Genomic DNA, 23,865 nt, shown 5'->3' on the forward strand with positions numbered 1-23,865 from the left:
CGATTTGACCTCGGCGACGTTTCCAGCGAAGCCGGCATCGCCGCACTCGTCGCCGAGGTCAAATCGCGCACCGAACGGCTGAACATTCTGGTCAACAACGCCGGCGTCTCCTGGGGCGCGCCGCTGGAAAGCTTCCCCTATTCGGCATGGGCCAAGGTGTTTGGCGTCAACGTCACCGCGGTCTTCCATCTGACGCGCGAATTGCTGCGGCTGCTCGATGCCGCCGCCAGCGACGCCGATCCGGCCAGGGTGATCAACCTCGGTTCGGTAATGGGCACGCAGCCGCTGGCCGACGACGCCTATTCCTACACCGCCTCGAAGGCTGCGGTTCATCATCTGACGCGCACACTGGCGCTCGAGTTCGCCGCCCGCCGCATCACCGTCAACGCCTTTGCCCCCGGCCCCTTCCAGAGCCGGATGACGGCATTTGCCACCGCCACAGAGGAACAGGCCAGGCACGTCGGCAGCCATGTTCCGATCGGCCGTATCGGCGCACCGGATGACATCGCCGGCGCAACGCTCTATTTGTGCAGCCGTGCAGGCAGCTATGTCACTGGCGCCATCTTGCCGATCGACGGCGGACAGTCGGTGCAGCATGGGCTGACCTTGTTCAAGGAATGACATTTTCCGGCCACAGAAGCCGGGGGTGAACTGGAGGACATGAGCGTGGAACCGATCAGTCTCGATGTGCTTCTGGCCAGTGTCGGCAAGGAGGTCGGCGTGTCGCCGTGGCGGGTGGTCACGCAACGCATGATCGACCAGTTCGCCGACGCCACGGACGACCATCAGTTCATCCACTGCGATCCGGAGCGGGCGATGCGTGAAACGCCGTTCGGCGGCACCATCGCGCACGGCTTCCTGTCGCTGTCGCTGTTGTCGGCGATGACCTTCGAGACCATGCCGCCGCTGGAAAACGGCAAGATGGGCGTCAACCACGGCTTCGATTCGCTGCGCTTCCTGGCGCCGGTGAAAACCGGCGCGCGCATCCGCACGCGTTTCGTGCTGGCCGACGTCAAGGTCAGGCCGTCGGGCTGGGTGCAGACCGCGCATGACGTGACGATCGAGATCGAGGGTTCGAAGAAGCCGGCACTGACCGCGCGCTGGCTGACGCTGACCTTGATCGAACGCCAGCCCGAGACGGCATGAGTGATCCCGTTCTCGACCAGGCAGCGCTTGCGCCTTACCTCGAGGCGAACATACCGGGCTTTTCCGGGCTTGCGGCAGTCGAGAAGTTCAAATCCGGCCAATCGAACCCGACCTACCTTTTGACGGCGGCAAGCGGCCGTTACGTGCTGCGCGCCAAGCCGCCGGGGCAATTGCTGAAATCGGCGCACCAGGTCGACCGCGAATTCAGGGTGATGAGCGCGCTTGCCGGCACCGCCGTGCCTGTGCCGGCCATGCTGCATCTGTCGGCGGAAGGCTCGCCCATCGGCCGCATGTTCTACGTGATGGATTTCCTCGACGGCCGCATTTTCTGGGATCCGGCTCTGCCGGAGGCTGGCGACAATGATGAACGCGCCGCCATCTACGATGCCATGAACGACACCCTCGCCGCCCTGCACGAGGTCGATGTCGAGACTGTGGGGCTCGGCGATTTCGGCCGGCCGGGCAATTATTTCGAGCGCCAACTGGCGCGCTGGACGAGCCAGTACCGTGCCTCGGAAACCGGCACCGTCGCCGACATGGACCGGCTGATTGCCTGGTTGGAAACGCATATGCCCGTAGATGACGGCCGGATCTCACTGGTCCATGGCGACTACCGGCTGGACAATCTGATCTTCGCGCCGGACCGGCCAACGGTTCTGGCAGTGCTCGACTGGGAACTTTCGACATCAGGCCACCCCTTCGCCGATATCGCCTATCAATGCATGCAATGGCGGCTGCCGCACGCTTCCGGCTTTCGCGGCCTGGGCGGTATCGATCGTTCCGCACTCGGCCTGCCTTCCGAAGAGGACTACGTCGCCGCCTACTGCCGGCGGCGCGGGCTCACCGGTATCGGCAACTGGACGTTCTTCCTCGCCTTTTCCTTCTTCCGGCTGGCTGCCATCTGCCAGGGCGTCTTCAAGCGGGCGCTGGACGGCAACGCCTCCAATCCCGAGAAGGCGAAAACCTATGGCGAGGCGGTGAAACTGCTTTCGTGTCTTGCCGCAGAACTGATCGACAGGGAGGCGTGATGGGCCATTTCGAGAGAGGAACGGTGCTGATCACGGGGCTGCCAAAATTCGAAAAGCGTCGGCACGATCCGAAGCATACCGTTTGGGAACTTCCCGTGCCCTTGTCCGTTTCCGTACAGCGTATATAATTTAGCCAGCCACCAACCCAACCGAAGGCACCAGATCTTGCCGCAGAGCGTCCAGACACGCCGCGAGAAACAAAAAGCAGAACTGCGCTCCGAATTGCTCGAGGCCGCGCATAAGCTTGTCCAGGAAGAGGGCTATGAGGGCCTGACCATCCGCAAGCTGGCCAAGCGGGTCGGCTACGCCCCGATGTCCGTTTATTCCTACTTCGCCGACAAGCAGGACATCCTGTTCGCTCTGGCCGAGGACGCATTCGAGACGCTTGCTCGCCGCATCGAGGAGCATCCGTCCGATGATCCGATCGCAGCCTTGCAGGCGGTGATGACGGAATATGCCGCCTTCGGGCTCGGCAATCCCAACGAATACCGCACCGTATTCATGACCGAAAAGACCAAGCTGCCGGAAGGCAGGAGCTACGACGACATGGAAGAGAGCAACCCGGCGATGAAGGCGCTGATCAGCCGGGTCGAGGCCTGCGTTGCCGCCGGAAAATTGCAGGGCGATCCGCGCGCCATCGCCACCATGCTGTGGGCGGTTGGCCACGGCACGATCTCGCTGCTCATCACCTTTCCATTCTACCCCTTCGGCGACCCGCAGGCCTTCGTGAAGCGGATGTGCGATTTCACGCTCGCCACGCTCAGCACGCAAAACGTCCCGCCATTGACCGAGACACCGGTCAACTGCTGACCTTTCATTTCCATATTTTCTCTCCGCCCCAGCCAGACCCTGGGGGGATTTCTTGGTTAACGAAAAATTTATCGTACGCGTACGGTTTTCCCTTGAATTCCCAATCGACGGCGTATATGTACAGTCTATCGTACATGTACGAGAAAAATTCACCCGTCGGTACGAATTGAATTCGACCCGGAAACCGGAGACTGACAATGAAAAAGACACTCCTCACCCTCGCCGCCGTGCTGGCACTTTCGGGCTCGGCTTTCGCCGCCAACACCACCCATCCGGTCAAGCATGCGCCGGTGGCGGCCTGCGTTGACACCAAGACCAACCTGAAGCTCGATTGCGCTTCGACCGGTTCGGTCGAGAAGAAGGGTGCCACGGAAAACACCGCTGAAGGCAAGGGCCCGCGGCTCGGCATCAGCATCAATCCGTGGATTGTGCCGAGCGCATTCTGATATCAGCAAAGATCACGTCTGGCCGGCACAAGTCGGCCAGCTTCAAGCGACCGAAATCGGCAGCTTCGCCGCTGAACTTTCAAAGGCTGCGTCGATCAGCTTCTGCATGTCGGCGGCGCGCCGGAACGACGGATCGCCATTCCGGCCTGCATCCAGCGCATCGGCAAAGCGTCGCGCATTGCGCTTGACACTGGGCAGATCCAAAGTCCGCCAGCGCTGAAGATCGACATCCCCGCCGAGGCAGGCCGACAGGCTCGATGCCTTGCCGTCGGTCTCGACCTTGATGGCGCCCTGGGTGCCGTGCAGGGCCAGCGACAGATCGTTGGCGTGACCGGTCATGTAGCGGCTCGCCACGATCGTGGCGAGCGCGCCGCAATCGAGCCGCGCCGTCATTGCCACGCTGTCATTGGCGTCCAGCACATAGTCGCCGATGCGCTCGCCCTCGGCCTTCGGAAACGTCACCAGATCGGCATGCAGGCTGACGATATCCTGGCCGGCGCCATAGGTGGCGAAATCCAGGATATGGATGCCGACATCGCCCAGCACGCCGGTCGAACCGTGCCGGCTGGACAAGCGCCACAGCCATTTGTCCTCGACCCGCCAGTCACCCCATGATTTGCTGACCAGCCAGCTTTGCCGGTAGCTCGCCTCGACATGGCGCAATGCGCCGATCTCGCCGGCCTGAACCATGCGCCGCGCCTCGTGGATCGCCGGTGAGTTGCGATAGGTGAGGTTGACCATGTTGATCACCCCGGCAGCCTCGGCCGCTTCGGTCATAGCAAGTGCGTCGGCATGATTCGGCGCCAGCGGCTTTTCGCAAAACACATGTTTTCCTACGCCGAGCAGCGCCAGCGTCGTCGCCCTATGGGCACCATCCGGCGTCGCGTTGATGGCGGCATCGAACTGGCCCCAGGCGATCGCCGCCTCCAGGCTCTCGAAAGAATCGCCGATCTTGCTGGCCGCGGCGAACGCCGCAGCGCGACCGGGCACCTGGTCGACACAGGCGACGATGCTGCAGCCGGGAATCCCGGCAAACTCCTCGACATGATGCCCGGCGATACCGCCGGTGCCGAGCAGAAGAATTCGATGCATTAGCCCCAAGCCCCCAAAATCAACTCACGCCTTGGGCAACTCAGGCCCGATCAGCTCAGGCCGCCCCAATCAGCTCAGGCCCTTGTCGCCATCGGCATGCAGGCGCAGCCCCTTCTGCACGATCTTCTCCTTGGCCGCATCCGTCGGCACGTTCGGCGCATTGGTGATGCCGGACCAGGCCGGCGCCGGATTGTGCGCCCAATGGACGGCGTTGCGCAGCACCTGCTGCACGCCCTCATTGTGATAGATCGGATAGGTTTCGTGGCCGGGCGAGAAGTAGAAGATCCGTCCCGCGCCGCGCTGGTAGGTCAGCCCTGACCGGAACACCTCGCCGCCCTCGTACCAGGAGACGAACACCGTCTCCAGCGGCTCCGGCACCGCGAACGGCTCGCCATACATTTCGGTCTCGCCGATCTCCAGGCACTCGCCAATGCCTTGCGCGATCGGGTGGCCGCGGTTGATCGCCCAGACGCGCTCGCGCTCGCCCGCCTCGCGCCATTTCAGCGAACAGGGCGTGCCCATCAGCCGCTTGAAGATCTTCGAGTAGTGGCCGGAATGGAGCACGATCAGGCCCATCCCTTCCCAGACCCGCTTCTGCACCCGCTCGACGATCTCGTCCTTGACCTCGCCATGCGCCGCGTGGCCCCACCACAAAAGCACGTCGGTGGCCGCCAGGCGCTTTTCGCTCAGGCCGTGCTCGGGCTCCTGCAAGGTGGCGGTGGCCGCCTCGATGCCCTTGTCCTGGTTGAGCGCGGCGGCGATGGTGCCGTGCATCCCCAAGGGATAGAGTTCGCGCACGGCTTCATTGGTCTGCTCGTGGACGTTCTCGCCCCAAACGATCGCTTTTGTCGGCATTTTCATCTCCCAAAGCGCTTTAAATAGCACGCCCAAGGAGATTGAGAAGGTCCGATGCGATCTGGCCCGATGGAATACTAGGTCTTGCGCTTCTTGCGCCCCGGCACGGTCTTGGCCTTGCCCGGTTTCGCCGGTGCGCCGGGGATGGCGGTTCCGGTAATGGATACCGGATCGCTGGCCGGGAACGTGTCTTCGAGGCCTTCCTCGAGTTCCTCTTCGGCGCTCGGGGCTTCATGTCGCTCATGTTCGAGCGAGCGGACGGCCGATGTCTTTTTGACCGGCGACTTCGGCGCGGAATTCGACGGCATCGGCATTTCTCCCTCGGCGTGCGGATGCAGAACGAGCGTGCCCTGCAAAACGTTCCGAGTTCAGACCGCCGCGTCGCGCGATCCCTCGGACAGGAAAGTAAAGACATAGTCCGAGAAGGAACGCCAGCATTCGACCCGGAAGGCATCGGCGGCTGTGCGCAACAGCACGATCTCGGTCTTGCCCAGGATGGTGCGCGACGCCGCGCCCACCGGGAAGGCGTCGAGCGACAGATCCTGCGGGCAGCCCGCATTGATCGTCGCCGCTGCCCCCGCGCCCGTCACTGATATCGCGATGTTGCGATGCGAGATGCCGACCGCCGAGTGCAAAGCGGCAACCCCGGCGCAATCGGCCAGCGGATCGTTGCCGGCTTCATCGATGACAAGCCATTCGTCGGGGCCGAGCCACAAGGCGGTGCGCCCGCCCTTCGAGGAGGATGTCTTCGGCTTTTTCGGCAAGGTCACGCCGAGCGCCTTCGAAAGCGCTGCGGCCGAAGCCTCCGGCGCACGCAGCGAAATGCGCTCGGCCGGCGGCAGCACCTCGACCTTGACGGCGGCAGCAGTGGTGCTGCGTCCAGCCAGCGCCGGACGGCGCTCGACCGAAGGCGATGCAGCCGGAGCCGTCTTCCTTGCAGCGGCCTTAGCCATTGAGGCGCCCTCCCGTCTCGTCGAAGAACACCATGCCGGTAACCTCCACTTCGATCACCCCGTTCGGCATCGGCACGTAGAGCGTGTCGCCCATCCGGTCGCGGCCGCCGGCGACCAGCGCCAGCGCGATCGAGCGGCCGCAATTTTCCGACCAGTAGCTCGAGGTGACGTGACCGATCATCTTCATCGGGATCGCCTGCTTGGGGTCGGCGACGATCTGCGCGCCTTCCTCCAGCACCACCTTTGGGTCTTTCGTTTTCAAGCCGACCAGTTGCTTGCGGCCCTTGGCGACCAGGTCGGGCCGCGCCATGCCCCTGATACCGACGAAGTCGGTCTTCTTCTTGCCGACCGCCCAGTCGAGACCGGCATCGTTCGGCGTCACCGTGCCGTCAGTGTCCTGGCCGACGATGATGTAGCCCTTTTCGGCGCGCAGCACGTGCATCGCCTCGGTGCCGTAGGCGGCGGCGCCATGCTTCTGGCCTTCGGCCCAAAGCGCTTCCCAGACCGCCTGGCCATAGTCGGCAGGCACGTTGACCTCGAAGCCCCGCTCGCCGGTGAACGACATGCGGAACAACCTCGTCGGCACGCCGCAGATCTTGCCTTCGCGCACCGACATATGCGGCAGCGCCTCGTCCGACATGTCGATGCCTTCGACCAGCGACGCGATGATGTCGCGGGATTTTGGTCCCTGCACGGCGATGACAGCCCATTGTTCGGTGATCGAGGTCAGCCAGACATTGAGATGCGGGAACTCGGTCTGGAGATAGTCCTCCATGTGGTTCATGACACGCGGCGCGCCGCCGGTCGTCGTCGTCACATGGAAACGGTCGGGCGCCAGCCTGCCGACGACGCCGTCATCATAGATGAAACCGTCCTCGCGCAGCATGATGCCATAGCGGCAGCGGCCGGGTTCCAGCTTCTCCCAAGGGTTGGTGTAGAGCAGCTCCATGAATTTGGCCGCATCCGGCCCGACCACTTCGATCTTGCCCAGTGTCGAGGCATCGAACAGGCCGGCAGTCTTGCGCACGGCGACGCATTCGCGGTCGACAGCAGCATGCATGTCCTCGCCCGCCTTGGGGAAATACCAGGCGCGCTTCCACTGGCCGACATCCTCGAACACCGCGCCTTGCGCCTCGGCCCAGGGATGGATCGCCGTTTTACGCGTCGGGTCGAACAGCGGCCCGCGCGCATGGCTGACGATGGCGCCGAAGGTCACCGGCGTATAGGGCGCCCGGAACGTGGTCAGGCCGACCTCCGGGATCGGCTTTCCCAGCATCTCGGCGGCAATCGCCAGGCCGTGCATGTTGGAGGTCTTGCCCTGATCGGTGGCCATGCCGTTGGTGGTGAAGCGCTTGACGTGCTCGATCGAGCGCATGCCTTCGTGCACCGCCTGGCGGATATCCTTGGCGGTGACGTCGTTCTGGAAGTCGACAAACGCCTTCACCGTGGTGTCCGGCCCGGCGCCAGGAGCCGCACCCAGCATGCCGCGCGACCAGCTCTCCGAGGTGTCGACCTTCGGCTTCGTACCCTTGGCGGTTTTCGCGCCCGCATCCCTGGCCGCTTTGGCGCCCGCGGCATAGGCCTCGTCGACCGTCGCCGATAGGCCGTCGGTACCATTGCAGGCGCCGACAGAGACACAATCCTGCGCATAGGTGCCCGGCACGAAGCGCTTGGTCTCGTCGTTGAAGGCGACCTTGCCGCGCGACTGCGAGAACAGATGCACCGACGGCGTCCAGCCGGCCGACATCAGGATCGCGTCGACTGGAATGATGCGTTCGCCGCCGCCATTCTTCGGCTGCACCGTCATCGAGGAAACGCGCAGCTTGCCGCCGGCGCGGATCACCGCGCGGCCGAAATTGACCTCGATGCCGAGCGCCCTCGCCTCGTCGATCACCGGTCCGGTCGGATTGTCGCGCAGATCGACGATCGCCGCCACGTTGACGCCGGCCTTCTTCAGGTCGATCGCCGCTGCATAGGCGGAATCATTGGCGGTGTAGACGCCGACATTCCTGCCGACCGCGACGCCATAGTGGTTGAGATAGGTGCGCGCGGCACCCGCCAGCATGATGCCCGGGCGGTCGTTGTCGGCGAACACCATGTGGCGCTCGATGGCGCCCGAGGCCAGCACCACGCGCTTGGCCCTGACTTGCCACAGCCGCTCGCGCGCCAGATCGTGGCCGGGAGCCTTCAGATGATCGCTGACACGCTCGACCAGGCCGACGAAATTCTGCGCGTAATAGCCAAACGCCGTCGTGCGCGGGAGCACGCGGACATTGTCCATCGCGGCGAGCTTCGCCACGGCAGCTTGCGCCCAGGCAAAGCCGTCCTGGCCGTCGATTTTCGCGCCGCTCTCGAAACGCAGGCTGCCGCCGAACTCGGCCTGCTCGTCGGCGAGGATGACCCGCACGCCGGTCTCCGCCGCTGCCAATGCCGCAGCGATGCCCGCCGCACCGCCGCCCAGCACCAGCACGTCGCAATGCGCATAGCGTGACGAATAATGGTCGGGATCGGGCTGGTCCGGGGAAACTCCAAGACCGGCCGCGGCGCGGATCTTGGGCTCGTACAGGCTCTTCCATGCCGCCTTCGGCCACATGAAGGTCTTGTAGTAGAAGCCGGCCGAAAACATCGGCGACGCGATGTCGTTGACCGCACCGACGTCGAAGGACAGCGACGGCCAGCGGTTCTGCGACTGCGCCTCGAGCCCGTCATAAAGCTCCTGCACAGTCGCGCGCACGTTCGGCGTCTTGCGTGCCGCGTCGCGCCTGATTTCGACCAGCGCGTTCGGCTCCTCGGCGCCCGCCGACAGGATGCCGCGCGGACGGTGGTACTTGAACGAACGGCCGACCAGATGGACGCCATTGGCGAGCAGCGCCGAGGCCAGCGTGTCGCCCTCGATGCCGGCATAGGACTGGCCATCGAAGCTGAAACGCGCGGTCTTGGCTTGGCTGAAGCGGCCGGCGCCGGAAATGCGGTACGACGCGCCGCTCATTTGCCAACTCCTGGCAGCTTGGAGGGTTTGGGTTCGCCGGCCTTGTAGGTCATGACGAACCTGTCGGTGACGGTGTCGCGCACGGCGTTGAAGAAACGCGCGCAGCCATGCATGTGCCGCCACCGCTCATAGATGATGCCCTCGGGGTTGGAGCGGATGAAGAAGAACTTTTCGAAATCGTCGTCGCTCTCGCCGGCCATATTGGCCGAGCGCGCGATATGCGCCTCGCCGGCGTTGCGGAACTCGAGTTCCGGACGCTCTTCCTCGCAATAGGGGCAGCGGATGAGAAGCATTTGTTCGTTCCTACAATTCGCCGTGGCCGACGCGGGCGCCCGCCGGTTGATCGCAAAGCTTCTGTCCCAGGGTCGCGAACGGCGCGACGAGCCGGATGCGTTCCTCCACGCTTGCAGCGGGACGAAACAGATCGCGCGACGCCATGTTGCCGAGAGTGAGTTGCATCGGATCGGTGGTGACGATGACTTGACGCGGCTGGAATGTCTCGTCTTCGTCAAGCCCTTCGGGACGTCCCTCGAAGAACATCACCACCCGCTGGCCGCCGCTCCAGACGCAGGCCAGCGTGCCGTCGTCGACCGAAAACGGCCAGACGGTCTCGTTGCCGGTGCGGCTGATCGGTTGCGTGCGCACTTCGTCAGCCGACGGAAAATGGAACATGCCCCGTTCCCCCGCCAGCACGTGTTCCCCCGCCAGAATCAGCGGCATCGCGACAGCCATCCCAGCCATCATCAGTGCGCCACCGCCGCCGCCGCCGCCTCGTCGATGAGCCGGCCGGTGCGGAAGCGCTCGATGGTGAAGGGCGCATTGATCGGATGCGGATCGTCTTTGGCGATGGTGTGGGCAAAGACATGGCCCGAGCCCGGCGTCGCCTTGAAGCCGCCCGTGCCCCAGCCACAATTGACATAAAGCCCGGGCACCGGCGTCTTGGCCAGGATCGGCGAGCGGTCGGGCGTGACGTCGACGATGCCGCCCCACGAGCGCAGCATCTTCATGCGCGTGAAGATCGGGAACATCTCGCAGATGGCGTCCAGCGTGTGCTGCAATATGTGCAGGCCGCCGGTCTGCGAATAGGAGACATACTGGTCGGTGCCGGCGCCGATCACCAGCTCGCCCTTGTCGGACTGCGAGATATAGGCGTGCACCGTGTTCGACATGACCACGCAGGGCACCACCGGCTTGACCGGTTCCGACACCAGCGCCTGCAATGGATAACTCTCCAGCGGCATGCGCACGCCGGCCATGTTCATGATCACTGAGGAATGGCCGGCGGCAACGACGCCGACCTTCTTGGCACCGATGAAGCCGCGCGTCGTGTCGACGCCCAAAACCGCGCCATTGGCCGCCCGCTTGACCCCGGTGACCTCGCAATTCTGAATGATATGGACGCCGCGCGCCGAGGCGCCGCGCGCATAGCCCCAGGCAACCGCATCGTGGCGCGCCGTGCCGCCGCGCCGCTGCAGCGCCGCACCGACCACCGGATAGCGCGCATCCCTGGAGGTGTTGAGCGGCGGGCAGAATTCCTTCGCCTGCTCCGGCGTCAGCCACTCATTGTCGATACCGTTCAGCCGGTTGGCGTGCACGTGGCGCTTCAGCACCTGCACGTCGTGCACATTGTGCGCGAGCATCATGACGCCGCGCGCCGAATACATGACGTTGTAGTTGAGCTCCTGGCTCAGCCCATCCCACAGCTTCAGTGCATGGTCGTAGATGCCGGCGCTCTCGTCATAGAGATAGTTGGAGCGGATGATGGTGGTGTTGCGGCCTGTGTTGCCGCCGCCGAGCCAGCCCCTTTCCAGCACCGCGACATTGGTGATGCCGTGAACCGTGGCGAGGTAATAGGCGGTGGCCAGGCCATGGCCGCCGGCGCCGACGATGATGACGTCGTATTCTTTCCTGGGCTCAGGCGAGGACCACTGTTCTTCCCAGCCCTTGTGGCCGCGCATGGCTTCACGGGCGATGGCGAATACCGAATATTTCTTCAACGTCCCAACCTCGCCCCAAAAAGGCTTCGCGAATGGCGGCCGGCGTTCAGTCGGTCCCGGCGCGCGAGGTGTATCACTAGCGAAACAGCGCTTCCACCCTTGCGCTGTTTGCGACGGCGCTTGCCGTTTTGCGCCGTGGTGAAAAAGACGCATCCGGCGCGTCGGCGCTTTCCAGCATCTTGGCGGGTATCGGGTGGCTCGCCTGGCCTCGATCTGCGACCAAGCATCCCAACTGCCGGTCAAGCCGGCGCGAAGAAAAGGATGCAAAAATGTTCGCACTCGCAAACAAGATCGCCATCGTCACCGGCGCCAGTTCCGGCATCGGCCGCGCCACGGCAAAACTCTTCGCGGAGGAAGGCGCCAAGGTCATCGTCGCCGCCCGCCGCCAGGCCGAGCTCGACGCGCTTGTCGCCGAAATCGCGGATGCCGATGGCATCGCCATCGCGCTTGCCGGCGATGTCCGCGACGAAGCCTACGCAAAGGCCCTTGTCGATCTGGCGGTCGAAAAATTCGGCGGGCTCGACATCGCCTTCAACAATGCCGGCGCTGTCGGCCTGATGGGACCGATAGCCGAACTGCCGCTGGAAGGCTGGCGCGAGACGCTCGACACCAATCTCACCAGCGCGTTTCTCGGCGCCAAATACCAGGTGCCGGCAATGGTCGAGCGTGGCGGTGGTTCGCTGATCTTCACCTCCACCTTCGTCGGCCACACAGTCGGCATGCCAGGCATGACCAGTTATGCCGCGAGCAAGGCCGGCCTGATCGGACTGACACAGGTGCTTGCCGCCGAATACGGCCCGAAAGGCGTGCGGGTCAACGCGCTGCTGCCCGGCGGCACAGACACGCCGGCGGCAACCTTCAAGACCCCGGAATCACGGGCCTTCGTCGAAGGCCTGCATGCTTTGAAGCGTGTCGCTATGCCGGAGGAGATCGCTCGCTCGGCGCTCTATCTCGCCTCCGATGCCTCGAGCTTTACCACCGGAGCCGCTCTGTTTGCCGATGGCGGCGTGTCGATCAACCGGACGTGAAGACTTTTCGCGTCCGGAATGCATGTTCATAGCCGCCAGGCAGACGGCCGGTCTTGATTTTTCGCCGCGATTTGGCGATGCCGTTTCTGTCCAAAAGCGGGGTCTGGAACTATGTTGTTGATCAGAACCTATGTGACTGCGAGTGCGATCGAAGGCGTCGGCGTGTTCGCTGCGGAGCCGATCAGGAAAGGGGCTTCGATCTGGCGGCTCGATCCGGATTTCGACCGACTGGTCCCCATGGACAAATACGAAGCGGCCCCCCCGCATCTCAGGGAACTGCTCGACCGCTATGCCTATCCCAGCCCCGACCGGCCAGGTTTCATGGTCTATGAAGTCGACAATGGCCGCTTCATGAACCATTCCAGCAATCCGAATACGGATTTTTCGCAATATGGCGGGGCCACCGCGACCCGCGACATCGCCGTGGGCGAGGAGATCACCTGCGACTACGGCGAGTTCTTCGAGGATTTCGAGCGGCTGCACCTCGCGACGGCCTAGTCGGCTCCTTATCTCAAGGCAAACAGACTGCGGCTGGCACCGCAAATTCATTTCCGCTGTGGACAGCGCGGCATGATTCTGCTATCAGCCGCCACAATTCGTGGTGTAAACCGCCGCGGAGGCTAGCGGCTATGATCGCTTGCCTGTTGATATCAAACCCGAAAGACAGGATTGCCCGTGCAGGTACTCGTCCGCGACAATAACGTTGATCAGGCGCTTCGCGCTCTCAAGAAGAAGATGCAGCGCGAGGGCATTTTCCGCGAAATGAAGATGCGCGGTCACTACGAGAAGCCGTCCGAGAAGCGCGCCCGCGAAAAGGCTGAAGCCGTTCGCCGCGCCCGCAAGCTGGCCCGCAAGCGCGCCCAGCGCGAAGGCCTGCTGCCGATGACGCCGCGCCCTGTTGCTGCCGGCGCCGCTGGTGGTGCAGCTGGCGCTCCGCGTCCGCCGCGGTTCTAACGCCAATTTTTCGTCCTTTTCGAAGGATATCAGAGGTGGCGCGATGTGGAATCGCCGCCACCTTTTTGTTTTGATGTGACCGGTCCGGAGGGGGAGCCGGATCTGAACGACGCGGCTTGAAGTGAGGACAGGGCAGACATGAACGCAACGAGCGTGGAGCGCGGGACCGCATTGCGTGGTTTCGCCCTGACAGCGGCCCTGCTCTCCGGACTGGCGCTTGCCGGCTGCCAAACGGCGGGCCCGACCGGTGAATTCAACAACATCGACAAGGCGCAAGGCTCGAGCGAGAACATTTCCTCGCTGTCGGCGGTCATCCAGCGCAATCCCCAGGATCCCGAAGGCTACAATGTGCGCGGCTCGGCCTATGGCCGTGGCGGCCAATACCAGGCGGCGCTCAAGGATTTCAATCAAGCCATCCAGCTCAATCCGAATTTCTTCCAGGCCTATTCGAATCGTGCGCTCATCCAGCGCTTCCTCGGCAACCAGGAAGCCGCGCTCGCGGACTACAACCGTTCGATCCAGATCAACTCGAACTATGACGCCGCCTATATCGGCCGCGGCAATCTCTACCGCAAGGCGGGTCGCACCCAGGACGCCTTCAACGACTTTCAGAAGGCGATCCAGCTCGATACGACCGACGCGCGCGCCTACCACAATCGAGGCCTGATCTATCAGAGCCAGGGCCAGCACAAATTCGCCATCGAGGATTTCTCGACCGCCATCTCGCTGGCGCCGGACGCCGCCGAGCCCTACAACGGCCGCGGCCTCTCCTATCTGGCGACCAATGACGAGGACAACGCCTTCTCCGATTTCAACATGGCGATCAAGCTCGACGGCAAGAACGCCGAGGCCTGGGCCAACCAGGCGCTGATCTACGAGCGGCGCGGTGACAAGGCGAAAGCCGCGAAATCCTATAAGGAAGCCGTTCGCCTCGACCCGACCTACCAGCCGGCCAAGGATGGCCTCGCCCGCGTCAGCTGATCTCGGTTTCGGCAAACGCTTCCCATACAAATCCGCGTGACATCCAAATGCCGCGGGATCCTTGGCGTGTCCGAAAAGACGCACTTCGCAACCGCGCATTAACCCCGGCAGGAGGCTTTCGGCCCCTGCCTTGATCGCGCCAAGTTTTCAGCGGAACGGTCTGGCCTCCCAAGCCGTTATCGAAAAGCAATTTGCGAAAGGACCCTCCCATGATCAAGAAACTCGCCTGCGCCGCTGCCCTCGCCACGACGATGTTCGCGGTGGCTCCAGCCAGCGCCGGCAAGCTGCAACTCGGCACGCTCGATTGCACCATCGACGGCGGCACCGCTTATATCGTCGCTTCCAACAAGGGCGTGTCCTGTGTCTTCCGGCCTCATCATCACGGGCCGTCCGAGGTTTACACAGGCGTCATCTCCAAGATCGGCCTCGATGTCGGCCAGACGCATCAGGGCCAGCTCGTTTGGGCCGTGCTGGCTGCGACCCGGGACCGTGACGGAGGCGATCTCGCCGGCAGCTATTACGGCGTCAACGCCGAGGCGAGCGTGGTGACCGGCGGCGGCGCCAATCTGCTGGTTGGCGGCTTGGACAGCGCCTTCATGCTGGAGCCGCTCAGCGTCCAGGCGCAGACCGGCGTCAACCTTGCCGTGGCCGTGACCTCGCTCCAGCTGATCCATTCATTCAAGTGATCGCATGGAGCCGTGCGCTCCATGACCCCTCACCCCGCGGCGCGGAACCAGATAGGATGGTTCCGCGCCGTTGATTTTTGAGGGGACCATCATGCTGAAGACAGCCATCGCTGCCATATTCGCTACCGTGTTTGTCGGAGCAGCGCAGGCGCAGGACCGAGGCATAGAGCTCGGTACGCTTGACTGTGCCATTGGCGGCGGCACCGGCTTCATCTTCGGCTCGAGCAAGGATCTGAGCTGCACCTTCAACCCCGCCGACAAGAGCTTCGCGTCGGAAGCCTATTTCGGCGCCGTCAACAAATACGGCCTCGACATCGGCACGACGAAGCAGACGGTCATGCAGTGGATCGTGCTGACGCCGCTGAAGAACATCTACGCGCCGGGTGCGCTGGCCGGCGACTACATCGGCGCCAGCGCCGAGGTGACGGCCGCCGTCGGCGCCGGCGCCAATCTGCTGGTCGGCGGCTCCTCGCAAGCCTTCACCTTGCAGCCGCTCAGCTTGCAGACGCAGACCGGCATGAACCTCGCGATCGGCGTCAGCCAGTTCCAGCTGCGCAGCACCGAGAACTGATCGCGCAACGAACCCGCCAATCGGAAAGGCTGCCGCGCGAACGGTCCTCAAAAAACCGCTTGAGCTCAACCCCGGTTGAGGTTTTACAAGCCTGCCCCGAACGAAACAACGCCTCGATGCGGCGCCCGATCCGGCGCTGTCGAACCGCATGGTCCTGCCGGAAAGCCGCACTGGCTTCTGGCGTCCTGCGCTGGCGTCGAGATATGCAAGACAGGGGTGGAAATGACCGAGATCAGCACAAACAAGGTCGACTGGCGCGGATTATGGGCAAGCGGCGACCTGGCGCGCTTCTGCTTCATCAGCCTCGGCATCCTGTTGCACGCCACCAACGAGACGATGGTGGCAACGGTGATGCCGGCCATGGTCGGCGAACTGGCGGGCGTGCAGCTCGTCGGCTGGTCGCTGGCGATCTACGAACTCGGTGCCATCGTTGCCGGCGCGGCCGCCGGACGGCTGGTGAGTTATGTCCCCTTGCGCACCAACATGGTGGTCGCAGCCCTGCTCTACGCAGCAGGCGCCCTGATCTGCGCCACCTCGCCTTCCATGCAACTGTTCCTCGCCGGCCGCCTGATCGAAGGACTTGGCGGCGGTGCGCTGGTGTCGCTGGCCTTCGTCTCGGTCGAACGACTGTTCTCGCGCGCCATCTGGCCGCAGCTTTTCGGCATCATGTCGGCGATCTGGGGCGTCGCCGCCTTCAGCGGACCATTGCTCGGCGCGATCATGACCGAGCTTTTGTCATGGCGCTGGGCCTTCGGCATCTTCACCCTCGGCGGCGCAGCCATGGCGCTGGCAAGTTTCATCGTGCTCGACACGCCGGAGGCGACGAGGCCGAAGGCGAGCGCAGGCGGGGCGCCGCCCTTCCCGTTCGCGGCCCTTGCCTGCCTTGCCGTTGCCGTGGTGCTGATCGCCTCGGCCGGCGTCGACATCGCCTTGCTGCGCTCTTCGCTGCTGATGGCCTTCGGCCTCATCGGCCTGCTGCTGTTCTTCACCATCGACGCGCTGAAGCCGCTTTCGCGGCTGTTCCCGGCGCGGCTGTTCTCATGGCGCACGCCGGTCGGCGCCGGCATGACCATGGTTGCCGCTTTTTCGGTGGCCACCTGTTCCTTCGGCGTCTACGGGCCGCTGCTGCTGACCAGCCTTCACGACATTCCGCTGCTGACCACCGGCTACATCATCGCCGCCGAATCGATCGCCTGGTCGATCCTGTCGATCCTGGTCGCCAACGCGCCGCCGCGGCGCGAGCGGCTGATCATCATCGGCGGCGCGGTGATGATCGCGGCCGGCATCGCCGGCTTTGCCTACACGATACCCCTGGGCTCCATCCCGCTCATCCTGATCTGTGCCCTGTTGCAAGGCGGCGGCTTCGGCATCGCCTGGCCGTTCCTGACACGCGTCATCGTCGCCTCCGCCCCGAAGAGCGAGCAGACCATCGCCTCGGCGGCGGTGCCGACCATGCAGCGCATCGGCTACGCCGTGGGTGCAGCCCTTGCCGGCATCGTCGCCAATGCCAGCGGCTTTTCGCAAGGTTTGAACCACGACGCGGCGGCGAATGTCGCGTCCTGGCTGTTTCTTGCCTTCGTCCCGCTCGGCATTGTCGGCTGTCTCGCGGCCTTGCGGGTTTCCAAGCCGCTTGGCCAGCAGCTGGAAGCTACTGGCTAGAAGCGCCCAACCCGCTCATTCGACCTCGCGCAGGCGGTAGCCGACGCCGGTCTCGGTGGTGATGTAGCGTGGCTGGTCGGGGCTCTTCTCGATCTTCTGCCTGAGCTGGCGCACATAGACCCTGAGATACTGCACGTCGGACGAGTCGCCCCAGACCTGCTTCAACAGGAAATGGTGGGTCAGCACCTTGCCGGCGTGCTGCACCAGCATGCGCAGGATGTCGTATTCCTTCGGCGACAGCTTTACCTCCTTGCCCTCGACCTTGACGATGCGCTTGACCAGATCGACGCTGAGATCGCCGGTCTGGAAAATCGGCTTCTCTCCCTGCTGCTGGAACTTGTGGCGGAGCGCCACGCGGATGCGTGCGACCAGTTCGTTCATGCCGAAGGGTTTGGTGACATAGTCGTCGGCGCCGAGCTCCAGGGCCTGGACGATACCGGCCTCGTCGGTCCGGCTGGACAGGATGACCACCGGAATGTCGAGGCCGTCGTCGCGCCATTTGCGCAGCAACTCATGGCCGCTAATGCCGGGCAGGCCAAGGTCGAGCAGGACGAGGTCCGGCTTCTCCGCCTCCATCAGCTCGATGGCCGCCCTGGCATTCGGCGCCTCGCTGATCGCGTAGCCCTGGCTGCCGAGGCCGACGCGCAGCAGCTTGCGGATCGGCGGCTCGTCATCGACGACCAGTATCCTGACGTTCGAGTTTGTCATGCCAGGTCACCCACATCGTCGGTATTCGAAGCGTCGAAGTTGGGCGGATTTGCCGGCTTGGGCATTTTGATGGTGAAGACCGCGCCCGAACCGTCGGTCCGGTTTGCCGCCGTGATCGTGCCACCCATCGCCTCTATGAAGCCGCGGCAGATCGACAGGCCGAGCCCGGTGCCGGCGCGGATCTGGTCGCGCTTGCGCACCCGGTAGAAGGTGTCGAAAATCCGTTCCAGATCGCCGGGAGGAATGCCCGGCCCTTCATCCATGATCTGCAGCAGGACGGAGCCATTGTCGGTCCAGCCCTGGACGCGGATCGTCGAGCCGGCCGGGGCATATTTCGCCGCATTGTCGAGAAGATTGAACAACGCTTGCTCGAACAGCACCGGGTCGACCTTCAACATCGGCAAATCCCTGGGGATGTCCGTCTCGATCTTGTGCTCGCCGATGATTTTCCTGGCCCTTTGCAGGGCGGAGCCGACGATGTCGCCGACATAGTGAAAGGCGTAGTTCGGCTCCATCGCGCCGGACTCGATCTTGGTCATGTCGAGCAGATTGGCGATGAAGCGGTTCAACCGCTCGGATTCGTCGAGCACCGTCGACAGCAGTTCGGCCCGATCCGGTTCGGGAAGTGCTGCTGAAAAATCCCGCAGCGTGCCGGCGGCGCCCATGATGGCGGCGAGCGGCGTCTTCAGATCATGGGAAATGGAGGTGAGCAGCGCCGAGCGCAGCCTGTCCGCCTCGGCGGCGAGCTTGGCCCGGTCGACGTCGGCGACCAGTTGGATACGCTCGATGGCGACTGCCGCCTGGTCGGCCAGTGCGTCGAGAAGCCGCTGCTGCTCGGGCGTCAGCAACGGTCCCTGCTTGTCGTTGTCGAGGCCGACGACGCCGATGGCCGTGCGCCCGGTCCGCAAGGGCAGATAGAGGCGCTTGGCACCCGGAAGCGTGTCGGCGCCACGACCTGCGGCACGATTGTGCTCCCAGGCCCAGCGGGCGGCGGCGATGTCGGCTTCGGCCAGCGTGTCATCAGGCGGATAGCCGGCCTTGACGGTGATCGTCCCGTCTTCCGGCAAAAGCAGCACCACGCGCAGCTTCAGCATCGAGGCGATCTGGAAGGCGGTGGCCCAGAGGACGTCGTCCAGCGTCCCGGCGCCGGCGAGCTTCTTCGAAAAGAGGTAGATATCCTCCGTCGCCCGCGCCCGCGAGCGGGCGGCGACCGCCTGGCGCTGCACGCGCGCCGTCAGATTGCTGGCAATGACCGCAACGACGAGAAAGACGCCAAGCGCGACGATGCTCTCCGGATCCCTGATCGTCAGCGTATAGCGCGGCTCCAGGAAGAAATAATTGAAAGCAAGGGCGCTGACGAAACAAGCATACAGAGCCGGCCACAGGCCGCCGGTCACCGCCGATGCCAGCACCCCGATGAGCAGAATGATCGCCAGATTGCGAACGTCGAGAAACTGATCGAGAAGGACGGCGAAGGCGAGCGAGCCGATGACAAAGGCCGTCGCCTTGAGATAGGGCCAGATTTCGAACTGCCACTGCTCGTCGGCCGCCTTGACGCTCCGCGACGCCGCCTCGGTGCCGCGTTCGCTTCCCGAAATGACATGGACGCTGATATCGCCGGCATTGCGGATGAGATCGTAGGTGAGCGAGCCTTCGATCAATTCGCGCCAGCGCGACCGGGTCGGCCTGCCGACGACGATATGGGTAAAATTGTTCGCCGTCGCATAACGCACGATGTCCTGCGCCACATTCTGACCCGGAATGGTCGTCACCTCGGCGCCAAGCTGCTGGGCAAGGCGCAGGTTCGTCGCCAGCCGGTCCTTGTCATTCTCGGGCATGCTGGCCGAGCGCGTGCTGTCGACGTGCAGCGCCGTCCACGGCGCACGCAGCCGGTCGGCCAGCCTGCGCGCATAGCGCACGCGGGCCGCTCCTCCAGGTCGCGCGTCGAGGCAGACGAGGACCCTTTCGCCTGCCGCCCACGGTCCTGGAATGGCGTGCGCCTGCATATGGATGAGCAACTGGTCGTCGACACGCTGCGCGGTGCGGCGCAGCGCCAGTTCCCTGAGCGCCGTCAGATTGCCCGGCGAGAAATAGTTCTCGATCGCGCGCTGCGCGGTGTTGGGGAAATAGACCTTGCCTTCCTCGAGCCGCTTGATCAGGTCGTCGGGGGTGAGATCGATGATCTCGACATCGTCGGCCTGGTCGATGATGGAATCGGGAACCGTCTCGCGAACCCTGACCTTGGTGATCTGGGCGACGACGTCGTTCAGGCTTTCGACATGCTGGATGTTAAGCGTCGTATAGACGTCGATGCCGTGCGTCAGGATCTCCTGGACGTCGAGGTAGCGCTTGGGGTGGCGGCTGCCGGGCGCGTTGGTGTGGGCGAGCTCGTCGACAAGAACCAGCGCCGGGCGCCGGGCGAGGATGGCGTCGATATCCATCTCGTCGAGGATACGCCCCTTGTAGTCGACCTTGCGGCGGGGAATGACCTCATAGCCCTCGACCAGGGCCGTTGTTTCCTTGCGGCCATGCGTCTCGACGACGCCGATCACCACATCCACGCCGTCGGCCAGCCTGGCGCGGCCCGACATCAGCATCTCATAGGTTTTGCCGACGCCCGGTGCCGCGCCGAGGAAAATTCTCAGGCGGCCGCGACCCTCCCGCTCGGCATGGTCAAGCAGTGCGTCGGGCGAGGGTCTGGTGTCGCTGCTTCTGTCGTCAGGCATCGGGATCGATCATGGATGGCGCCGGGGGTACTGTCGATCCCCGGCCGCCGCCATTCACTCTTTCGCTACGTCCAGCGCAAGGTTGAGGCCAAGCACATTGACCACAGGCTCGCCCATGAAGCCGAGTTCCCTGCCCTCGACTTGGGCATCGACAAGCGCCTTGACCCTGGCTTCCTCGATGCCCCTGGCCTTGGCCACCCGAGCGACCTGGAAGTAGGCGGCTTCCGGGCTGATGTCGGGATCGAGGCCACTGCCGGACGTCGTCACCAGATCCATCGGAACAGGCTGGTTCGGGTTTTCCGCTTTCAACTTCTCGGCGTCGCCCTTGATGCGGTCGATCAGCTTGGGACTGGTCGGGCCGAGATTGCTGCCGCTCGAGGAGGCTGCATTGTAGCCGTCGCCGGCAGCCGAAGGGCGGCCGTGGAAATACTTGTCGCTGGCAAACCCCTGGCCGATCGATTCGGAGCCGATGATCTTGCCGTCCCTCTCGACCAGGCTGCCATTGGCCTGCCGCGGAAACAGCGCCTGGGCGATGCCGGTCATGCCCAGGGGATAGATCAGGCCGGTCAGGACCGTGAAGAAGACGATCATGATGATCGCGGGTCTTATCTGGGTGAGCATGGAGATGTTCCTCAAAGCAATTCCAGGAAAAGTGTGAAGCGGTTTTCCCTAGGGAATTGCGTTAAAACAAAGAGTTAAGCGAGGCCAAGCGTGGTGACGATCATGTCGATCGCCTTGATGCCGACGAAAGGCACGATGAGGCCGCCGAGGCCGTAGACGAGAAGATTGCGGCTGAGCAGCGCGCCGGCGCCGATGGCCCGATATTTGACGCCCTTCAGCGACAGCGGGATCAGCGCGATGATGATCAGCGCGTTGAAGATGATGGCCGACAGGATGGCACTCTGCGGCGTCGCCAGATGCATGACGTTGAGTGCCTGCAGCGGACCGGTCGTCTGTCCCGGTGCGACGTAGAAGACGGCGAACATCGCCGGGATGATGGCGAAATATTTGGCGACGTCGTTGGCGATCGAGAAGGTCGTCAGCGAACCCCGCGTCATCAAGAGCGCCTTGCCGATCTCGACGATCTCGATGAGCTTGGTCGGATCGCTGTCGAGATCGATCATGTTGCCGGCCTCGCGGGCGGCGACCGTGCCGGTGTTCATGGCGACACCGACATCGGCTTGCGCGAGGGCCGGCGCATCGTTGGTGCCGTCGCCGCACATGGCAACCAGCTTGCCCTTGGCCTGTTCGTCGCGGATCAGCTTCAGCTTGTCCTCCGGTGTGGCCTGGGCGAGGAAGTCGTCGACGCCGGCTTCCGCGGCGATCGCCGCCGCCGTCATCGGGTTGTCGCCGGTGATCATCACCGTGCGGATGCCCATGCGGCGCAGTTCGGTGAAGCGCTCCCTGATGCCGCCCTTGACGATGTCCTTGAGGTGGATGACGCCGAGCAGGCGGCCGTCGCGTTCGACCGCCAGCGGCGTGCCGCCGGACTTGGCGATCTCGTCGGCGATGGCCTGGAGATCCCTGACGGTATCGCTGCCGGGCCGCGTGGCATGGGCTGCGACCGTCGATTGGTTGACATGGGCAAGCACGGAATCCACGGCGCCCTTGCGCACCGACGAACCATCGATGTCGACGCCGCTCATACGGGTCTGTGCTGTGAAGGGCACGAAGGTGGCGTGCAGCGTTGCCATGTCGCGGGCGCGGATGGCGTATTTCTCCTTGGCCAGCACGACGATGGAACGGCCTTCCGGCGTTTCGTCGGCGAGCGAGGCAAGCTGGGCCGCGTCGGCCAGTTCCTGTTCGGTGACGCCCTTGACCGGGCGGAACTGCGTCGCCTGGCGGTTGCCGAGCGTGATCGTGCCGGTCTTGTCGAGCAGCAGCGTGTCGACGTCGCCTGCGGCTTCCACGGCGCGACCCGACATGGCCAGCACGTTGAATCGCACCAGGCGGTCCATCCCGGCGATGCCGATGGCCGAAAGCAGCGCCCCGATCGTGGTCGGGATCAAGGTGACGAACAGCGCCACCAGAACGGTCACCGAAATGTAGCCGCCCGAATAGGAAGCAAAACTCGGGATCGACGCGGTGGCCAGCACGAAGATCAGCGTCATGCCGACGAGCAGGATGTTGAGCGCGATCTCGTTCGGCGTCTTCTGGCGCTCCGCACCTTCGACCAGCGAGATCATGCGGTCGAGGAAGGTGTGGCCGGAAGCCGCCGTGATGCGCACGCGAACCCAGTCGGACAGCACCTGCGTGCCGCCGGTGACCGCCGAACGATCGCCGCCGGATTCGCGGATCACCGGCGCGGATTCGCCCGTGATCGCGGCCTCGTTGACCGAAGCGACGCCTTCGATCACTTCGCCGTCGGACGGGATGATGTCGCCGGCCTCGACCAGCACGGCATCGCCGACCTTGAGGCTGGTGCCGGGCACAAGTTTGTATTTGGTGCGGTCTTCACCGGTTAAAAGCTTGGCCTTGGTCTCGGTGCGTGCCTTGCGCAGCGAATCCGCCTGCGCCTTGCCGCGGCCTTCTGCGACCGCTTCGGCGAAGTTGGCGAACAGCACGGTGAACCAAAGCCAGATGATGATCTGCAGCGTGAAGCCGAGATTGCCGCCGCCGGAGACCAGGTCCTTGACGAACAGCACGGTGGTGAGCGCCGAGACGACGGCAACGACGAACATCACCGGGTTCCTGGCCAGCGTGCGCGGGTCGAGCTTGCGGAAGGCGCCGCCGATGGCGGGAAGCAGGATGCTGGCATCCATGATGCTGGCTGATTTCGAGTTGCTCATTTTGAAGCTCCGGCTTCGGTGTTGTTGGACGGCACCGGATGATCGGATGCCGAAAAGAGATGGGGCGGCCCGTAGGCCAGCAGCCAGAGGACGAGCATGACTGCCGCAAGGCCGAGAAACGTCGACAGGGTCGGGAAAGGAGGAGGTCCCTCCTCCTTTCCGTGATCGTCCCTGTGGGCGACCTTGCGGCGCATGGCATTGAACCACGACATGGCGGTCTCAGAAGGTCTGCCCGTGAGCCATCGCCAGGTGCTCGATGATCGGCCCGACGGCGAGCGCGGGGAAGAAGGTGAGGCCACCGACGATCAGGATGACGCCGATCAGCAGCCCGACGAACAGCGGGCCGTCGGTCGGGAAGGTGCCGGCGGAGGCCGGAACCGTTTTCTTCGCCACCAGCGAGCCGGCAATGGCCAGCGCCGAGATGATGACCAGGAAGCGGCCCATCAG

Annotated in this window: 26 protein-coding genes; 12 read left to right on the forward strand and 14 right to left on the reverse strand. The window is 64.1% G+C overall.

The features are described from left to right. The 5 genes from EN884_RS01675 to EN884_RS01700 form a co-directional block, all read left to right on the forward strand. A partial coding sequence (locus EN884_RS01675) for an SDR family oxidoreductase (RefSeq protein WP_128360451.1) occupies nt 1–621 on the forward strand: 621 nt, incomplete at its 5' end. 39 nt (nt 622–660) lie between these two features. Then, nucleotides 661–1,146: a MaoC family dehydratase gene (locus EN884_RS01680; protein ID WP_263484965.1), complete on the forward strand. Its 486-nt coding sequence runs from the start codon at nt 661–663 to the stop codon at nt 1,144–1,146. Further along, entirely contained in the window at nt 1,143–2,174 is a 1,032-nt protein-coding gene (locus tag EN884_RS01685) for a phosphotransferase family protein (protein ID WP_063168970.1), read from the forward strand. Before EN884_RS01680 ends, EN884_RS01685 begins: the two co-directional genes overlap by 4 nt. A gap of 165 nt (nt 2,175–2,339) precedes the next feature. Continuing rightward, entirely contained in the window at nt 2,340–2,984 is a 645-nt protein-coding gene (locus EN884_RS01695) for a TetR/AcrR family transcriptional regulator (RefSeq protein WP_013529665.1), read from the forward strand. 197 nt (nt 2,985–3,181) lie between these two features. Then, on the forward strand, nt 3,182–3,430 hold the full coding sequence (locus EN884_RS01700) for a DUF680 domain-containing protein (protein WP_013529664.1): 249 nt from the start codon (nt 3,182–3,184) through the stop codon (nt 3,428–3,430). Nucleotides 3,431–3,472: 42 nt separating this feature from the next. Here the strand turns inward: EN884_RS01700 and EN884_RS01705 are convergent, their stop codons facing one another. The 8 genes from EN884_RS01705 to EN884_RS01740 all read right to left on the reverse strand — a co-directional run bounded on the left by EN884_RS01705 (nt 3,473) and on the right by EN884_RS01740 (nt 11,316). Continuing rightward, nucleotides 3,473–4,522: a Gfo/Idh/MocA family oxidoreductase gene (locus EN884_RS01705; protein WP_063168971.1), complete on the reverse strand. Its 1,050-nt coding sequence runs from the start codon at nt 4,520–4,522 to the stop codon at nt 3,473–3,475. A 69-nt stretch (nt 4,523–4,591) separates the two neighbouring features. Then, nucleotides 4,592–5,377: a ThuA domain-containing protein gene (locus EN884_RS01710; RefSeq protein ID WP_027161369.1), complete on the reverse strand. Its 786-nt coding sequence runs from the start codon at nt 5,375–5,377 to the stop codon at nt 4,592–4,594. A 77-nt stretch (nt 5,378–5,454) separates the two neighbouring features. Further along, the gene (locus EN884_RS01715) at nt 5,455–5,685 is read right to left on the reverse strand and encodes a hypothetical protein (protein ID WP_024502775.1); all 231 of its coding nucleotides are present in this window, start codon (nt 5,683–5,685) and stop codon (nt 5,455–5,457) included. A 60-nt stretch (nt 5,686–5,745) separates the two neighbouring features. After that, nucleotides 5,746–6,330 (reverse strand): sarcosine oxidase subunit gamma, encoded by a 585-nt coding sequence (locus tag EN884_RS01720; RefSeq protein ID WP_063168972.1) that lies wholly within the window; start codon nt 6,328–6,330, stop codon nt 5,746–5,748. Then, the gene (locus EN884_RS01725) at nt 6,323–9,319 is read right to left on the reverse strand and encodes a sarcosine oxidase subunit alpha (protein ID WP_063168973.1); all 2,997 of its coding nucleotides are present in this window, start codon (nt 9,317–9,319) and stop codon (nt 6,323–6,325) included. The genes EN884_RS01720 and EN884_RS01725 overlap by 8 nt, the downstream gene beginning before the upstream one ends. Continuing rightward, the gene (locus EN884_RS01730) at nt 9,316–9,612 is read right to left on the reverse strand and encodes a sarcosine oxidase subunit delta (RefSeq protein ID WP_128360452.1); all 297 of its coding nucleotides are present in this window, start codon (nt 9,610–9,612) and stop codon (nt 9,316–9,318) included. Before EN884_RS01730 ends, EN884_RS01725 begins: the two co-directional genes overlap by 4 nt. A gap of 10 nt (nt 9,613–9,622) precedes the next feature. Then, nucleotides 9,623–10,063 (reverse strand): hypothetical protein, encoded by a 441-nt coding sequence (locus EN884_RS01735; protein ID WP_013529657.1) that lies wholly within the window; start codon nt 10,061–10,063, stop codon nt 9,623–9,625. Next, complete coding sequence (locus EN884_RS01740; protein WP_063168974.1) at nt 10,063–11,316, reverse strand: sarcosine oxidase subunit beta; 1,254 nt, start codon at nt 11,314–11,316, stop codon at nt 10,063–10,065. The genes EN884_RS01735 and EN884_RS01740 overlap by 1 nt, the downstream gene beginning before the upstream one ends. A 269-nt stretch (nt 11,317–11,585) precedes the next feature. Here EN884_RS01740 and EN884_RS01745 point away from each other — a divergent pair, with 269 nt between their 5' ends. The 7 genes from EN884_RS01745 to EN884_RS01775 all read left to right on the forward strand — a co-directional run bounded on the left by EN884_RS01745 (nt 11,586) and on the right by EN884_RS01775 (nt 17,195). Beyond that, on the forward strand, nt 11,586–12,344 hold the full coding sequence (locus EN884_RS01745; RefSeq protein WP_063168975.1) for an SDR family oxidoreductase: 759 nt from the start codon (nt 11,586–11,588) through the stop codon (nt 12,342–12,344). 111 nt (nt 12,345–12,455) lie between these two features. Beyond that, complete coding sequence (locus tag EN884_RS01750) at nt 12,456–12,842, forward strand: SET domain-containing protein-lysine N-methyltransferase (RefSeq protein ID WP_063168976.1); 387 nt, start codon at nt 12,456–12,458, stop codon at nt 12,840–12,842. 177 nt (nt 12,843–13,019) lie between these two features. Beyond that, complete coding sequence (rpsU, locus tag EN884_RS01755) at nt 13,020–13,298, forward strand: 30S ribosomal protein S21 (protein WP_013529653.1); 279 nt, start codon at nt 13,020–13,022, stop codon at nt 13,296–13,298. Nucleotides 13,299–13,436: 138 nt separating this feature from the next. After that, on the forward strand, nt 13,437–14,279 hold the full coding sequence (locus tag EN884_RS01760; protein ID WP_013529652.1) for a tetratricopeptide repeat protein: 843 nt from the start codon (nt 13,437–13,439) through the stop codon (nt 14,277–14,279). A gap of 209 nt (nt 14,280–14,488) precedes the next feature. Next, nucleotides 14,489–14,965 (forward strand): DUF992 domain-containing protein, encoded by a 477-nt coding sequence (locus tag EN884_RS01765; RefSeq protein ID WP_024502781.1) that lies wholly within the window; start codon nt 14,489–14,491, stop codon nt 14,963–14,965. A gap of 91 nt (nt 14,966–15,056) precedes the next feature. After that, on the forward strand, nt 15,057–15,536 hold the full coding sequence (locus tag EN884_RS01770; protein ID WP_063168977.1) for a DUF992 domain-containing protein: 480 nt from the start codon (nt 15,057–15,059) through the stop codon (nt 15,534–15,536). A gap of 222 nt (nt 15,537–15,758) precedes the next feature. Further along, entirely contained in the window at nt 15,759–17,195 is a 1,437-nt protein-coding gene (locus EN884_RS01775) for an MFS transporter (protein WP_063168978.1), read from the forward strand. Nucleotides 17,196–17,210: 15 nt separating this feature from the next. Here the strand turns inward: EN884_RS01775 and EN884_RS01780 are convergent, their stop codons facing one another. The 6 genes from EN884_RS01780 to EN884_RS01805 all read right to left on the reverse strand — a co-directional run. After that, nucleotides 17,211–17,903 (reverse strand): response regulator transcription factor, encoded by a 693-nt coding sequence (locus tag EN884_RS01780; RefSeq protein ID WP_063168979.1) that lies wholly within the window; start codon nt 17,901–17,903, stop codon nt 17,211–17,213. Next, nucleotides 17,900–20,629, reverse strand: a complete 2,730-nt coding sequence (locus tag EN884_RS01785) for a sensor histidine kinase KdpD (RefSeq protein WP_063168980.1) — start codon at nt 20,627–20,629, stop codon at nt 17,900–17,902. The genes EN884_RS01780 and EN884_RS01785 overlap by 4 nt, the downstream gene beginning before the upstream one ends. 54 nt (nt 20,630–20,683) lie before the next feature. Continuing rightward, the gene (kdpC, locus tag EN884_RS01790) at nt 20,684–21,250 is read right to left on the reverse strand and encodes a potassium-transporting ATPase subunit KdpC (protein WP_063168981.1); all 567 of its coding nucleotides are present in this window, start codon (nt 21,248–21,250) and stop codon (nt 20,684–20,686) included. A gap of 74 nt (nt 21,251–21,324) precedes the next feature. After that, nucleotides 21,325–23,418, reverse strand: a complete 2,094-nt coding sequence (gene kdpB, locus EN884_RS01795; RefSeq protein WP_128360453.1) for a potassium-transporting ATPase subunit KdpB — start codon at nt 23,416–23,418, stop codon at nt 21,325–21,327. Continuing rightward, nucleotides 23,415–23,612 carry a hypothetical protein gene (locus tag EN884_RS01800; protein WP_224621338.1) on the reverse strand — a complete coding sequence of 66 codons (198 nt, stop codon included), beginning with the start codon at nt 23,610–23,612 and terminating at the stop codon, nt 23,415–23,417. The genes kdpB and EN884_RS01800 overlap by 4 nt, the downstream gene beginning before the upstream one ends. A gap of 25 nt (nt 23,613–23,637) precedes the next feature. Further along, nucleotides 23,638–23,865 (reverse strand): potassium-transporting ATPase subunit KdpA (locus tag EN884_RS01805; protein ID WP_206617548.1); only part of this gene is annotated, 228 nt, incomplete at its 5' end.

The organism is Mesorhizobium sp. M7A.F.Ca.AU.001.01.1.1, from assembly GCF_004022735.1.
GTDB lineage: Bacteria > Pseudomonadota > Alphaproteobacteria > Rhizobiales > Rhizobiaceae > Mesorhizobium > Mesorhizobium ciceri.

Bases quoted from the DNA above. Each gene is read 5' to 3' on its own strand.
- EN884_RS01710 (WP_027161369.1), bottom strand. From the start codon at position 5,377: ATGCCGACAAAAGCGATCGTTTGGGGCGAGAACGTCCACGAGCAGACC.
- kdpB (WP_128360453.1), bottom strand. From the start codon at position 23,418: ATGAGCAACTCGAAATCAGCCAGCATCATGGATGCCAGCATCCTGCTT.
- EN884_RS01750 (WP_063168976.1), top strand. From the start codon at position 12,456: ATGTTGTTGATCAGAACCTATGTGACTGCGAGTGCGATCGAAGGCGTC.
- EN884_RS01685 (WP_063168970.1), top strand. From the start codon at position 1,143: ATGAGTGATCCCGTTCTCGACCAGGCAGCGCTTGCGCCTTACCTCGAG.
- EN884_RS01730 (WP_128360452.1), bottom strand. From the start codon at position 9,612: ATGCTTCTCATCCGCTGCCCCTATTGCGAGGAAGAGCGTCCGGAACTC.
- EN884_RS01770 (WP_063168977.1), top strand. From the start codon at position 15,057: ATGCTGAAGACAGCCATCGCTGCCATATTCGCTACCGTGTTTGTCGGA.
- EN884_RS01760 (WP_013529652.1), top strand. From the start codon at position 13,437: ATGAACGCAACGAGCGTGGAGCGCGGGACCGCATTGCGTGGTTTCGCC.
- EN884_RS01735 (WP_013529657.1), bottom strand. From the start codon at position 10,063: ATGATGGCTGGGATGGCTGTCGCGATGCCGCTGATTCTGGCGGGGGAA.
- EN884_RS01780 (WP_063168979.1), bottom strand. From the start codon at position 17,903: ATGACAAACTCGAACGTCAGGATACTGGTCGTCGATGACGAGCCGCCG.
- kdpC (WP_063168981.1), bottom strand. From the start codon at position 21,250: ATGCTCACCCAGATAAGACCCGCGATCATCATGATCGTCTTCTTCACG.
- EN884_RS01775 (WP_063168978.1), top strand. From the start codon at position 15,759: ATGACCGAGATCAGCACAAACAAGGTCGACTGGCGCGGATTATGGGCA.
- EN884_RS01785 (WP_063168980.1), bottom strand. From the start codon at position 20,629: ATGCCTGACGACAGAAGCAGCGACACCAGACCCTCGCCCGACGCACTG.
- EN884_RS01800 (WP_224621338.1), bottom strand. From the start codon at position 23,612: ATGCGCCGCAAGGTCGCCCACAGGGACGATCACGGAAAGGAGGAGGGA.
- EN884_RS01725 (WP_063168973.1), bottom strand. From the start codon at position 9,319: ATGAGCGGCGCGTCGTACCGCATTTCCGGCGCCGGCCGCTTCAGCCAA.
- EN884_RS01700 (WP_013529664.1), top strand. From the start codon at position 3,182: ATGAAAAAGACACTCCTCACCCTCGCCGCCGTGCTGGCACTTTCGGGC.
- EN884_RS01715 (WP_024502775.1), bottom strand. From the start codon at position 5,685: ATGCCGTCGAATTCCGCGCCGAAGTCGCCGGTCAAAAAGACATCGGCC.
- EN884_RS01680 (WP_263484965.1), top strand. From the start codon at position 661: ATGAGCGTGGAACCGATCAGTCTCGATGTGCTTCTGGCCAGTGTCGGC.
- EN884_RS01765 (WP_024502781.1), top strand. From the start codon at position 14,489: ATGATCAAGAAACTCGCCTGCGCCGCTGCCCTCGCCACGACGATGTTC.
- EN884_RS01705 (WP_063168971.1), bottom strand. From the start codon at position 4,522: ATGCATCGAATTCTTCTGCTCGGCACCGGCGGTATCGCCGGGCATCAT.
- EN884_RS01720 (WP_063168972.1), bottom strand. From the start codon at position 6,330: ATGGCTAAGGCCGCTGCAAGGAAGACGGCTCCGGCTGCATCGCCTTCG.
- EN884_RS01745 (WP_063168975.1), top strand. From the start codon at position 11,586: ATGTTCGCACTCGCAAACAAGATCGCCATCGTCACCGGCGCCAGTTCC.